Below are 13,401 nucleotides of genomic sequence, written 5' to 3' on the forward strand. Positions count from 1 at the left end.
TATTTTAGATTCTATCGCTTGGTTACGTAAACCATTAATGTTATTGCTATTGCCACCATCTTTTCAGTACTTCACAATCTTAATACTGTAGGTGAGGACGTTTGGATTAACCGCCATTACGGATTAAATGATGATCTTCATCCACGGCATAGTCACTGAACGTAGAGATCACGCTATCATATTCATCCTTGTCCTGAATCCGAATACCCTGCTGCAATTGCTCCAACACCCCTTCAGGCAAAGAACTTTCCAACGTCCCAACATCCAATTGAAAGAACGTACGAATAACCTTCTCTTCTGCAGGCTTACCCTCGTACAAATTAAGATTACCTACAGCATCTATGCTGATATAAGCCTGCTGTTTACAAATCGGTGAAAGGTCATCTACACGTTGCTTCAAATGTAACTCATCTGATGTTCCAACGGTAGCATCCCATTCCGGATGTTGAGCCAGAAGCATCTTCAACTGCGGTCTAGCCATCTTGCCTAACTGCTCTGTCTCCACTCCGCAGATGTACTGTGTTTCCAAAACCACACTTGTTAAATGATCCGGATCAGAATCAAGTTGCTCTACTAACGCCTGAATCTCCTGTTCAGATCTTGTTTCCTGCGTAACAGGTCCCAACACACTGGTTGCCTCACTAAAATTAGTTGTCAGCAAACGCTCTATCGCCGATGAGATAGACAACCCGCTGTAAGCCAATATCGTAACTGCAAGCAGAGCCGCCGTCATCCATACGGTTCGTTTCCACCTTCGCCAGCGTCTCTTGAATTGTTTTCTGAAGTTAAACGTGTTCACATGAACCCCTTCTATCACTTTTTAAACCTATTGTGACCTAAAGATTGAGGCTTTATGCACAACTAACTTGTTGTCTGCAGAAGGAACACGCATGTGTTAGCTTAGAGAATTTATCATAGTTAATATCGAACCTGCATTTATAGAATCTTATATAGATAAATATAAAAAAACACTACCTAATTATAGATAGTGTTTTAGAGATCGGGATGACACGATTTGAACATGCGACCCCCTGGTCCCAAACCAGGTGCTCTACCAAGCTGAGCTACATCCCGTTATATATACCGGCGAGAGGACTCGAACCTCCACGGTTTCCCACTCGATTTTGAGTCGAGCGCGTCTGCCATTCCGCCACGCCGGCAAATTTGAAGTTATAATGGCGCGCCCTGAGAGATTCGAACTCCCGGCCTTTTGATTCGTAGTCAAACGCTCTATCCAGCTGAGCTAAGGGCGCAAATATTGGAGCGGAAGACGGGAATCGAACCCGCGACCCTCGCCTTGGCAAGGCGATGCTCTACCGCTGAGCCACTTCCGCACACGGTATTATTAATATAAAAATGGCGGAACCGACGGGATTCGAACCCGCGATCTCCTGCGTGACAGGCAGGCATGTTAGGCCAACTACACCACGGTTCCAGATCACTTTCTCAAAGGAAAGTATAATTGCGGGGGCAGGATTTGAACCTGCGGCCTTCGGGTTATGAGCCCGACGAGCTACCGGGCTGCTCCACCCCGCGTCGTTATAAAGTTTATATGGTGGAGGCTGAGGGGATCGAACCCCCGACCCTCTGCTTGTAAGGCAGATGCTCTCCCAGCTGAGCTAAGCCTCCATATTATGACCCGTAGGGGATACTCTCACTTCGTTCGAGACTGCTAAGCAGTTGCTAACGAGGTATATCCTCCGACGAACCTTTGGGATTCTCATCCCTTGTTGAAGCTATAAATATAGCTATGACCCGTAGGGGATTCGAACCCCTGTTACCTCCGTGAAAGGGAGGTGTCTTAACCCCTTGACCAACGGGCCTTAATGGCTCCCCGAACAGGGCTCGAACCTGTGACAACTCGATTAACAGTCGAGTGCTCTACCAACTGAGCTATCAGGGAATAATATGCATTTGCAGTGCAAATGCAATTCATCGTACCACATCAACATGCAGAGCCTGTTTTCTATGTATGATGAAAGAGTTCGCTTGGCGGCGTCCTACTCTCCCAGGACCCTGCGGTCCAAGTACCATCGGCGCTAGAGGGCTTAACGGTCGTGTTCGGGATGGGTACGTGTGGAACCCCTCCGCCATCGCCACCAAACGCGATTTTTCGAAGCATAGCTTCTTAAAATCAGATATGGAACTGAAAATCATACACACGTTCTGTGATGTACCGATTTTCATTTCAGAGATCATTCTCTGAAAACTAGATTCGAAACGAAACACGCGAATTACAACTTGCATATTTGGATAAGCCCTCGACCGATTAGTACTGGTCAGCTCCATGCATTGCTGCACTTCCACCCCCAGCCTATCTACCTCGTCGTCTTCAAGGGGTCTTACATACTGGGAAATCTCATCTTGAGGGGGGCTTCACGCTTAGATGCTTTCAGCGTTTATCCCGTCCGTACATAGCTACCCAGCGGTGCTCCTGGCGGAACAACTGGTACACCAGCGGTACGTCCATCCCGGTCCTCTCGTACTAAGGACAGCTCCTCTCAAATTTCCTACGCCCACGACAGATAGGGACCGAACTGTCTCACGACGTTCTGAACCCAGCTCGCGTACCGCTTTAATGGGCGAACAGCCCAACCCTTGGGACCTACTTCAGCCCCAGGATGCGATGAGCCGACATCGAGGTGCCAAACCTCCCCGTCGATGTGGACTCTTGGGGGAGATAAGCCTGTTATCCCCAGGGTAGCTTTTATCCGTTGAGCGATGGCCCTTCCATGCGGTACCACCGGATCACTAAGCCCGACTTTCGTCCCTGCTCGACTTGTAGGTCTCGCAGTCAAGCTCCCTTATGCCTTTGCACTCTTCGAATGATTTCCAACCATTCTGAGGGAACCTTTGGGCGCCTCCGTTACTCTTTAGGAGGCGACCGCCCCAGTCAAACTGCCCACCTGACACTGTCCCCGCACCGGATTACGGTACCAGGTTAGAACCTAGATACGATCAGGGTGGTATCCCAACGTTGCCTCCACGCAAGCTGGCGCTCACGTTTCAAAGGCTCCCACCTATCCTGTACAGATCGTACCCAAATTCAATATCAAGCTGCAGTAAAGCTCCATGGGGTCTTTCCGTCTTGTCGCGGGTAACCTGCATCTTCACAGGTATTAAAATTTCACCGGATCTCTCGTTGAGACAGCGCCCAAGTCGTTACGCCATTCGTGCGGGTCAGAATTTACCTGACAAGGAATTTCGCTACCTTAGGACCGTTATAGTTACGGCCGCCGTTTACTGGGGCTTCGGTTCACAGCTTCGGGATTACTCCCTAACCACTCCCCTTAACCTTCCAGCACCGGGCAGGCGTCAGCCCGTATACTTCGCCTTACGGCTTCGCACAGACCTGTGTTTTTGCTAAACAGTCGCTTGGGCCTTTTCACTGCGGCCCCCTCGTGCTATTCACACTACCGGGGCACCCCTTCTCCCGAAGTTACGGGGTCATTTTGCCGAGTTCCTTAACGAGAGTTCTTCCGCGCGCCTTAGAATACTCTTCTCGCCTACCTGTGTCGGTTTGCGGTACGGGCACCATCACCTGGCTAGAGGCTTTTCTTGGCAGTGTGAGATCATGACCTTCGCTACTACAATTTTCGCTCCCCATCACAGCTCAGCCTTAATGATGTGCGGATTTGCCTACACATCAGCCTCACTGCTTAGACGGACATCCATCAGTCCGCGTCACTACCCTACTGCGTCCCCCCATTGCTCATAACGGCTTACGGTGGTACAGGAATTTCGACCTGTTGTCCTTCGACTACGCCTTTCGGCCTCGCCTTAGGTCCCGACTTACCCTGAGCGGACGAGCCTTCCTCAGGAACCCTTAGGCTTTCGGCGGATCAGATTCTCACTGATCTTTTCGTTACTCATACCGGCATTCTCACTTGTATAATGTCCAGCGCTCCTTACGGTACACCTTCAACCCTTATACAACGCTCCCCTACCCCTGATGCATAGCATCAAGCCATAGCTTCGGTGGTGTGTTTAGCCCCGTTACATTTTCGGCGCAGAGTCACTCGACCAGTGAGCTATTACGCACTCTTTCAATGGTGGCTGCTTCTAAGCCAACATCCTGGTTGTCTGTGCAACTCCACATCCTTTCCCACTTAACACACACTTGGGGACCTTAGCTGATGGTCTGGGCTGTTTCCCTTTTGACAATGGATCTTAGCACTCACTGTCTGACTCCCGGAAGTAAGTCTATGGCATTCGGAGTTTGACTGAGCTTGGTAACCCTTGCGGGCCCCGCACCCAATCAGTGCTCTACCTCCACGACTCTGTTTTCCGAGGCTAGCCCTAAAGCTATTTCGGGGAGAACCAGCTATCTCCGAGTTCGATTGGAATTTCTCCGCTACCCCCACCTCATCCCCGCATTTTTCAACATGCGTGGGTTCGGGCCTCCAGTGCGTGTTACCGCACCTTCACCCTGGACAGGGGTAGATCACCCGGTTTCGGGTCTACGTCCACGTACTACATCGCCCTATTCAGACTCGCTTTCGCTGCGGCTCCGGCTCTTCACCTTAACCTTGCACGGGAACGTAACTCGCCGGTTCATTCTACAAAAGGCACGCCATCACCCCTAAAACGGGCTCTGACTTTTTGTAAGCACACGGTTTCAGGTTCTATTTCACTCCCCTTCCGGGGTGCTTTTCACCTTTCCCTCACGGTACTGCTTCACTATCGGTCGCTAGGAAGTATTTAGCCTTGGCAGATGGTCCTGCCGGATTCATACGGGGTTTCACGTGCCCCGCACTACTCGGGATCCGTCTCGGAGGGAACAGACTTTCAACTACAGGGCTTTTACCTTCTTTGGCGGGCCTTTCCAGACCTCTTCGCTTAACCGGTTCCTTTGTAACTCCATGTGAGACGTCCCACAACCCCAAAGAGCAAGCTCTCTGGTTTGGGCTTCTCCGCGTTCGCTCGCCGCTACTGACGGAATCACTATTGTTTTCTCTTCCTCAGGGTACTTAGATGTTTCAGTTCCCCTGGTATGCCTCTGCATAACCTATGTATTCAGTTATGAGTAACTGGAAATTACCCCAGCTGGGTTTCCCCATTCGGACACCCCCGGATCAAAGCTTGCTTACAGCTCCCCGAGGCAGTTTCGTTGTTCGCCACGTCCTTCATCGGCTCCTAGCGCCTAGGCATCCTCCGTGTGCTCTTAGTAGCTTAACCATATTGCTCCGGTTTTGACTGCTCGCTTCCCTTGTTTTGGACTACGTCCAAAGCCAAAAGTCGCTCCCACCCAATACCATCGCAAAAGCAATTAAGTACCAATTTATTAAACTTGTTTAACACAAGTTCAGCTAAAAAGGAATGTTCTAATTCGCGTTTGTTTCGTTTCGATATCTAGTTTTCAAAGAACAAGCTCCATGCAAAAGCAAGCTGTTTGAGAGTTTGAGCTCTCAAAACTGAGCAACGAGTGAGTGTTTTGCAGCTAAGCTGCATATTTGAATGTTTCCGTTGCAGGAAACGATTCTCCATAGAAAGGAGGTGATCCAGCCGCACCTTCCGATACGGCTACCTTGTTACGACTTCACCCCAATCATCTATCCCACCTTCGGCGGCTGGCTCCTTGCGGTTACCCCACCGACTTCGGGTGTTATAAACTCTCGTGGTGTGACGGGCGGTGTGTACAAGACCCGGGAACGTATTCACCGCGGCATGCTGATCCGCGATTACTAGCAATTCCGACTTCATGCAGGCGAGTTGCAGCCTGCAATCCGAACTGAGACCGGCTTTGTTGGGATTGGCTCCATCTCGCGATTTCGCAGCCCGTTGTACCGGCCATTGTAGTACGTGTGTAGCCCAGGTCATAAGGGGCATGATGATTTGACGTCATCCCCACCTTCCTCCGGTTTGTCACCGGCAGTCTATCTAGAGTGCCCACCCGAAGTGCTGGCAACTAAATATAAGGGTTGCGCTCGTTGCGGGACTTAACCCAACATCTCACGACACGAGCTGACGACAACCATGCACCACCTGTCTTGAATGTTCCGAAGAAAAGGTACATCTCTGCACCGGTCATTCAGATGTCAAGACCTGGTAAGGTTCTTCGCGTTGCTTCGAATTAAACCACATACTCCACTGCTTGTGCGGGTCCCCGTCAATTCCTTTGAGTTTCAGTCTTGCGACCGTACTCCCCAGGCGGAGTGCTTAATGTGTTAACTTCGGCACCAAGGGTATCGAAACCCCTAACACCTAGCACTCATCGTTTACGGCGTGGACTACCAGGGTATCTAATCCTGTTTGCTCCCCACGCTTTCGCGCCTCAGCGTCAGTTACAGCCCAGAGAGTCGCCTTCGCCACTGGTGTTCCTCCACATATCTACGCATTTCACCGCTACACGTGGAATTCCACTCTCCTCTTCTGCACTCAAGTCACCCAGTTTCCAGTGCGATCCGGGGTTGAGCCCCGGGATTAAACACCAGACTTAAATGACCGCCTGCGCGCGCTTTACGCCCAATAATTCCGGACAACGCTTGCCCCCTACGTATTACCGCGGCTGCTGGCACGTAGTTAGCCGGGGCTTTCTTCTCAGGTACCGTCACCTTGAGAGCAGTTACTCTCCCAAGCGTTCTTCCCTGGCAACAGAGCTTTACGATCCGAAAACCTTCATCACTCACGCGGCATTGCTCCGTCAGGCTTTCGCCCATTGCGGAAGATTCCCTACTGCTGCCTCCCGTAGGAGTCTGGGCCGTGTCTCAGTCCCAGTGTGGCCGATCACCCTCTCAGGTCGGCTACGCATCGTCGCCTTGGTGAGCCGTTACCCCACCAACTAGCTAATGCGCCGCAGGCCCATCCCCAAGTGACAGATTGCTCCGTCTTTCCAGTTTCCTTCAGGCGAAGAAAACAATTATTCGGTATTAGCTACCGTTTCCGGTAGTTGTCCCAAACTTGAGGGCAGGTTGCCTACGTGTTACTCACCCGTCCGCCGCTAACCATCAGAGAAGCAAGCTTCTCTTCAAGTCCGCTCGACTTGCATGTATTAGGCATGCCGCCAGCGTTCGTCCTGAGCCAGGATCAAACTCTCCAATAAAGTATTGAAAAGAGCGATAAGCTCATTTTGAATCTGACGAGATTAAAAATCTCATTTGTGCTCCAGTCGATTCAAGCCAAGGCTCGTCTCAACTTTCGCGTTCATTCTGCAAGCAGAATGTTTACTCACTCGTTGTTCAGTTTTCAAAGATCAAACTTATTTCATTATTTATTGTGTTTCCCGTGTCAGCACTGTGTTTCAGCGGCGACTTAAATAATATATCATACGGCTGAATGTAATGCAACAGTTTTTTTCATTTCTTTTCTTTAGTAGTTTTACATTAGCTAAAGTTATCACATCCGTTCCCTATCTTGTCCTATCATATTAGGTCATGCTCATAGGGTACAAATATTTTAACACATTTATGAAAGGGTTTACAATAACTTCTTAATAAAATACTTTATATCATTTCCTGAGCAACTATATCTCCGTTGTGTGCAACTCAATGTTCACTCAGGTAAGCGGGAAGCCAGCTCTCTATTGCAGAGCTGGCTTCCCGCTTATATAACAGGTACCTCACTTATTCATCAATCGCAATCCTCAGGTTAGTTTTGTATCCATGGATTACGACGCTTTTTATCGGATTTCCGTTGGTTGGAAGTAGCCGCACCCTCTCTGGATGTTTTCCCGGACACGGATACCTTGGATTTATTCTTCAGAGGAGCCTTGTTTGTTCTGCGTTTTGCAGCTGGCGGCTTATTCCCCGCTTGCTTGGACTTCCCTTCCGAGTCTGATCCTACCTCTTCAATTGCTACCTGGCTTAAGTTAGCGTCTTCACGCCCCCCTTTTTTACCACCCTGGCCTTGCCCTTGAGGAGGATACATTTCACCAAATGCTCCAAGCGGGGACGGCGGAACCATGTTCTGAGTAGGGTACGGATTCTGATAAGCGTACTCTATTGGCTGGTTTGGCATTGTTGATGTGGACATTTCAGGCGGCATACCGTACGAAGGACCATACATATTCCAAGCCGGATCCTGATAGCCATGAGAAGGATAAGTATACTGAGGCATATGTGTATGTGAGCCACATCCGCATGGAGGGTACGGAAGCATTGAGTATGGAGATATGAACGGCGGCTGATGATTCATATGACTAGGCGCCGCATACGTCGGGAATGGACTATTCACTTCGCTAGCTGGCGCAATCGGAAATGAGTTATTTTGCATGTCTGCGGACAGATTCGGCATAACGTTATTGTGGTTATAACCCTGCTCCGCGCCAGTCCACGGACTGTTAGGCAGATCACTGCCACTATAAGGACTAACTTCCGAAATCCCCGGAAACGACGCATTGTTACTCGCTCCTGCCGTGTACATGTCTTGCTGAGCACCATACACCTCTTGTACAGGAACCGGGATTTGAACATAAGGGTGCTCGGCTGGCGCATGATGCAACTTATTACCACAACCACAAGGCTTTTTCGTTGCTGGTGCAACCTCAGTTGGAGACTTTGTATTAGGCATTACAGGCAAAGGCATAATTTCAGGCGAAAGATTAGGCATTGTGTATTTCTTGGATTCTGCTAACGGTTTTACATGAACTTCGGGTTTAACCTCTTCTTTTTTGTACGTTTCCTTTTCAGGTTTCACTTCAGGAAGCTCCGGTAACTGCGGCAGTACCTCCAGTTCAGGCTTCACATTCGGCTTCTCCGTATTGGCTGGTGGTGGAGCAGGCACCGGGACCGGAACAGGAACCTCTGCTACCGGAGCAGGAGGAGTTGGCATAACTGGCGCCGGTGGTTCCGGTTCTTTGACTCCCGTGTATTCCTTACCTTCAGGTGACAACTTTTCATGAGCAGCAATGTTGCTGGCGCCCGAATTAGATGTGCTGTTTCCTTGTGCGTGCATAGATGGAATATAAACTGTCTCCCCCACCAGCAGAGCGTTCGGATTCTTCAACTGTGGATTGGCATTGATCATATCTTTTAAAGGAACTCCCCAGGCTTGTGCCAACTTCCATAACGAATCTCCTTGCTGCACCTTGTGACTGTGGAGCACACCCTCCGGCTTCGGTGTTACTGGTTCTGCAGGAATTTTGATCTTCATGCCGATATCCAACTTGTCGGGATTTGTGATTTGCGGATTAGCCGCGATCAATTTGTCCAGCGCTACATTGTATTTTTGGGACAGCAGATATAATGTGTCGCCTTTTTTCACCATGTGTATTTTCACAGGGAACTAACCTCCTAGACGTCATACTTGGGCAGTACATTCGCCCATACCGTTACTACATCCTATGCAGAAACCGGGCTAATGACATCAACTAAACAAAAAAAATCCTCCTGTCTCTAAAATCCCCATACACCAGGTATGCAGAATTTTATCGGACAAGGAGGATTCCTGTTCCCTATGTTATGCAATTCTAACTTAAGATTCCCACACTTTATATCCATCTTTGTCAACAATCTGACGGAATGCTTCCAGCAGTCTCAGCGTTACCGGGCCTGCTACTCCCGTGCCAATTGTTCTTCCATCGACTTCATATGCAGCGATAACTTCTGCAGCTGTCCCGGTGAAAAAGACTTCGTCTGCGATATACACATCATGCAGGGTGAATGGCACTTCTTTCAACTCAAGCTCCAGTTCGCCACATAGATCGATAATCGCTTGACGTGTAATCCCTTCAAGTGCTCCGAGATAACAAGGCGGCGTGTACACTACACCATTTTTGATGATGAAGATGTTATCACTTGAACCCTCAGTTACGTAACCTTGGGAGTTCAGCATAATTGCTTCACCAGCACCTGAATAGTTAGACTGGATTTTAACCAGGATGTTATTCAGATAGTTCAACGATTTAATTTTTGGATTCAATGCGTCCGGAATGTTCCGGCGTTGGGATACGGACACGGCTTTCAATCCAGTAAGATACGCTTCCTCAGGATAGATCGCCAATTGCTCCACGATAATGATTACGGATGCCTTAGGGCAACGTAACGGGTCCAACCCCAGATTACCAGGGCCACGCGATACAATAAGACGAATATAACCATTACGCATATCATTGCGGCGCACCGTTTCAGCCATCACTTCCAGCATCTCATCAATGGACAGCGGGATGTTCAAACTGATGGATTTTGCCGAATCATACAAACGATCCAAGTGGGCCTTACATCTGAAAATGTTTCCGTTATAGATTCGAATACCTTCGAAAATCCCGTCTCCATACAAAAATCCATGATCATATACCGAAACGGTTGCGTTCTCCTTGGTCACATACTGACCATCCAAATAGATCCATTGTTCTGCCACCGATGACTGCACCTCCATAAAATATCCATTCCCTGTACTCCGAAACGTTATTAACCCGTCCATTGTACACCAAATGACAAACCATTACTCGCACATTCTACCCCGACTTATGACAACCTTCTAACATTCCCAAACACCATCAGGTCAATTATTTCGAAGGATATGTATAACAAGGATAGCTACCCAGAACGCGCACCTGACAATTCAATGCTTCAATCTCTGCCATGGCTGCGGTAAGCAATACCGAATCGACCGTTTCCACAACATCAATGTAAAAATAGTAACTGCCCAATCGTTTCTTCGTCGGACGAGATTCGAGGCGGGTCAAGTTCAGCTTCCGCCATGCAAAAGCCGACAATACCTGATGCAACGCACCCGGTGCATCTTCTGGCAACGTCACCAGCAAGCTGGTTTTTACATGATCCGGTTCACGTGGAATGTTCACAGGTTCATGGCCGATGAGCACAAAACGGGTATAGTTGTTGTCATGATCTGTAACCCGTTCAGCCATAATGTCCAGACCATGCTTCTGAGCAGCAAGCTTGGTACCAATCGCTACCCAGCCCTTACCTGGATTTTTTTTCACAATTTCTACAGCTTCGGCTGTACTGTTCACACCTTCAAGGTCCGCCCCAGGCGAATGCAGCCGAATAAAATTCTGACACTGCGGAATAGCCACAGGGTGAGACATGATCTTGGTGATTTTACTAAAATCATACTCGCCACTCTCTGTCTTAAATTCCGAGCCATGTCCAATTACATTCTGGATGGATGGGTATACCCACTCTGCTTGCATCGGAATGTCGACTTCATTCACAAGCCAGTCCATATGAAGACTAACGGAACCCTCAATGGTATTCTCGATCGGAATAACACTGTATTGTGCATTTCCGCTATCCGTTGCACGAAAAACATCCGAAATCAGCTTGGAATGAAGCAAATCTAATGGTTCCCCGTTGAAAAGGAAATCAATTGCCTCATGAGAGACTGAGCCTTCAGGTAATACTGCAATTCGTTTCATGCATTAACTTCCCCTTTGATTCTGTCCAGAAAAGGACGTTTGTCTTGATCAGGCAGCACGGTTACACCGTCCAAATCCGGATCGAGCCACAGTGCAGAAGCAGATATGCCCTCCCGCTCCATAGTGTCCAGCAAATATTGTTCCAATCCCGCTTTCCGGGTGTCATGACGATCTACCAAAGTCAATACAGTCGGTCCAGCTCCGCTCAGGGCAGCTCCCAACGCTCCATGATCGACAGCATGTTCCAATATCTCAGCCATGCCTGGCACCAATAATGCCCGATATGGTTGGTGAATTCGATCTGACATCGCCTTCTGAATCATATCCAGTCGTCCACTCGCCAAAGCGGCAACGAGCAGTGAGGATCTGCTAATGTTATGCACCACATCAGACATGCCAAATTGCTCTGGAATCACATTCCTTGCTTTTGAAGTAGACAGCTGGAATTCAGGTACAATAACCAAAGCCTGCAAATCCTGGTGTGGTTCAATACGTATATGATCTACCTGTTGACCATTCCATGCAGCCGTAATAATACCGCCATACAGAGATGCTCCCACATTATCAGGATGCTTCTCAAGGGATGTGGCCATATCCAGAAGCTTCGCATCGGATAAAGGAGCACCAATTAATGCATTCGCTGCTGCCAATGCACCAACGATGGCCGATGCACTACTCCCGAGCCCCCGCGTAAGCGGAATATCGGAATACATGGAAATCTCCAATTCAGGTACGGATACCCCAGCTTCATCAAATACCATCTGCGCGACTTCATAGATCAAATTCGATTTATCTGTTGGCAGGCCTGTCAAATGATTGCCGTGAAGATGAAATGTTGTCTGCTCGGCAGGTTTCATCTCCAACCAGGCATACAAAGACAATGCCATGCCCAGGGTGTCAAACCCCGGACCGAGATTGGCTGTGCTTGCAGGTATTTTTACAGTTACCTTTTCACGCAAACTCATACAGATTGCTGCTCCAGTTGTGCAATAGCGGCCATTACTGCTTCTTCCGTATCTTCAACAACAAGTGGCTCAGTCGCTACTGTTTTGATCGCAATATTAGGATCTTTCAGGCCATTGCCTGTCAATACACAAACTACAGTCTCTCCGCCTTTAAAGTACCCTTCACTCTTCAGTTTGTATACACCGGCAAGAGAAGCGGCAGAAGCAGGTTCAGCAAAAATTCCTTCACGAGAAGCAAGCGTACGATACGCTGTCAGGATTTGTTCATCCGTTACATAGTTGATCTGTCCACCAGATTCCTCAGCTGCAGCTACTGCCGTTTTCCAGCTCGCCGGATTACCGATTCGAATTGCTGTTGCTACCGTTTCAGGTTCAAGGATCGGCTCACCTTTGACAATGGCCATCGCACCTTCTGCTTCGAAACCAACCATACGTGGAAGCGTGTTGGATTTACCTGCCTCTTTATATTCCTTGAAACCTTTCCAGTAAGCCGAGATATTTCCCGCATTACCGACTGGAATAGCCAGAACGTCAGGCGCTTCGCCAAGTTGTTCAATTACTTCAAACGCTGCTGTCTTCTGTCCTTCAATCCGGAACGGATTCACAGAGTTTACAAGCGTGATCGGATGTTTGGCTGTGATCTCACGCACAATCTCCAGTGCACGGTCAAAGTTACCATTGATCGCAATCACCTTAGCTCCATAGATCATGGCTTGGGCCAGTTTACCCAGTGCAATGTTGTTATTCGGGATTAGTACGATACAATTGAGGCCACCACGTGCGGCGTAAGCTGCTGCAGCTGCTGATGTATTACCTGTGGATGCACACATGATCGTACGGCTACCCTCTTCCATAGCTTTGGCAACAGCCATAACCATACCGCGGTCTTTGAAAGATCCCGTAGGGTTCAAACCTTCGTATTTGAAGTAAACATTCAAGCCAAGTTCCTCAGACAGATTCTCTGCATGAATCAACGGTGTATTTCCTTCCTGAAGCGTAAGCAGGGGTGTATTTTCATTAACTGGAAGGTGTTCTCTGTACGTTTGCAAAAGTCCTTGATATCTCATTGTGGGTAAACTCCTTTATGTTTTAATAATCTGAAATGATGACCTGTTGAAC

At 48.7% G+C, this 13,401-nt stretch carries 6 protein-coding genes, 9 tRNA genes and 3 rRNA genes; all 18 read right to left on the bottom strand.

The features are described from left to right. Positions 1-106 precede the first annotated feature (106 nt). Complete coding sequence (locus tag V6669_RS23845) at positions 107-799, bottom strand: BofC C-terminal domain-containing protein (protein WP_338588355.1); 693 nt, start codon at positions 797-799, stop codon at positions 107-109. Positions 800-1,000: 201 nt separating this feature from the next. Next, a tRNA-Pro gene (locus V6669_RS23850) sits at positions 1,001-1,074 on the bottom strand. A 7-nt stretch (positions 1,075-1,081) separates the two neighbouring features. Next, positions 1,082-1,160, bottom strand: a tRNA-Leu gene (locus tag V6669_RS23855). Positions 1,161-1,176: 16 nt separating this feature from the next. Beyond that, positions 1,177-1,253 (bottom strand) — tRNA-Arg (locus V6669_RS23860). A 6-nt stretch (positions 1,254-1,259) separates the two neighbouring features. Continuing rightward, positions 1,260-1,334 (bottom strand) — tRNA-Gly (locus V6669_RS23865). A 23-nt stretch (positions 1,335-1,357) separates the two neighbouring features. Continuing rightward, positions 1,358-1,435 (bottom strand) — tRNA-Asp (locus V6669_RS23870). A 27-nt stretch (positions 1,436-1,462) separates the two neighbouring features. Next, positions 1,463-1,536: transfer RNA gene (locus V6669_RS23875), tRNA-Met, on the bottom strand. Positions 1,537-1,553: 17 nt separating this feature from the next. Further along, positions 1,554-1,629: transfer RNA gene (locus tag V6669_RS23880), tRNA-Val, on the bottom strand. A 122-nt stretch (positions 1,630-1,751) separates the two neighbouring features. Continuing rightward, positions 1,752-1,823 (bottom strand) — tRNA-Glu (locus tag V6669_RS23885). Between the two features lie 4 nt (positions 1,824-1,827). Continuing rightward, a tRNA-Asn gene (locus V6669_RS23890) sits at positions 1,828-1,903 on the bottom strand. Positions 1,904-1,987: 84 nt separating this feature from the next. Next, positions 1,988-2,104: ribosomal RNA gene (rrf, locus tag V6669_RS23895) — 5S ribosomal RNA — on the bottom strand. A 145-nt stretch (positions 2,105-2,249) separates the two neighbouring features. Then, positions 2,250-5,178, bottom strand: a 23S ribosomal RNA gene (locus tag V6669_RS23900). A gap of 311 nt (positions 5,179-5,489) precedes the next feature. After that, a 16S ribosomal RNA gene (locus V6669_RS23905) occupies positions 5,490-7,042 on the bottom strand. The 16S, 23S and 5S rRNA genes sit together here with 9 tRNA genes alongside, the layout of an rRNA operon. 545 nt (positions 7,043-7,587) lie before the next feature. Beyond that, positions 7,588-9,216 (bottom strand): LysM peptidoglycan-binding domain-containing protein, encoded by a 1,629-nt coding sequence (locus V6669_RS23910; RefSeq protein WP_338588356.1) that lies wholly within the window; start codon positions 9,214-9,216, stop codon positions 7,588-7,590. Between the two features lie 195 nt (positions 9,217-9,411). Next, positions 9,412-10,296, bottom strand: a complete 885-nt coding sequence (ilvE, locus tag V6669_RS23915; protein WP_017692630.1) for a branched-chain-amino-acid transaminase — start codon at positions 10,294-10,296, stop codon at positions 9,412-9,414. A 148-nt stretch (positions 10,297-10,444) separates the two neighbouring features. Next, entirely contained in the window at positions 10,445-11,317 is an 873-nt protein-coding gene (pheA, locus tag V6669_RS23920) for a prephenate dehydratase (RefSeq protein ID WP_338588357.1), read from the bottom strand. Further along, the gene (gene thrB, locus V6669_RS23925) at positions 11,314-12,282 is read right to left on the bottom strand and encodes a homoserine kinase (RefSeq protein ID WP_338588358.1); all 969 of its coding nucleotides are present in this window, start codon (positions 12,280-12,282) and stop codon (positions 11,314-11,316) included. Before thrB ends, pheA begins: the two co-directional genes overlap by 4 nt. After that, positions 12,279-13,349 (bottom strand): threonine synthase, encoded by a 1,071-nt coding sequence (gene thrC / locus V6669_RS23930; RefSeq protein WP_036605915.1) that lies wholly within the window; start codon positions 13,347-13,349, stop codon positions 12,279-12,281. The genes thrB and thrC overlap by 4 nt, the downstream gene beginning before the upstream one ends. Positions 13,350-13,401: the final 52 nt, after the last annotated feature.

It is taken from the genome of Paenibacillus sp. Y5S-9, assembly GCF_036894235.1.
In the GTDB taxonomy this organism is placed as follows: domain Bacteria; phylum Bacillota; class Bacilli; order Paenibacillales; family Paenibacillaceae; genus Paenibacillus.

Bases quoted from the DNA above. Each gene is read 5' to 3' on its own strand.
- pheA (WP_338588357.1), bottom strand. From the start codon at position 11,317: ATGAAACGAATTGCAGTATTACCTGAAGGCTCAGTCTCTCATGAGGCA.
- thrB (WP_338588358.1), bottom strand. From the start codon at position 12,282: ATGAGTTTGCGTGAAAAGGTAACTGTAAAAATACCTGCAAGCACAGCC.
- thrC (WP_036605915.1), bottom strand. From the start codon at position 13,349: ATGAGATATCAAGGACTTTTGCAAACGTACAGAGAACACCTTCCAGTT.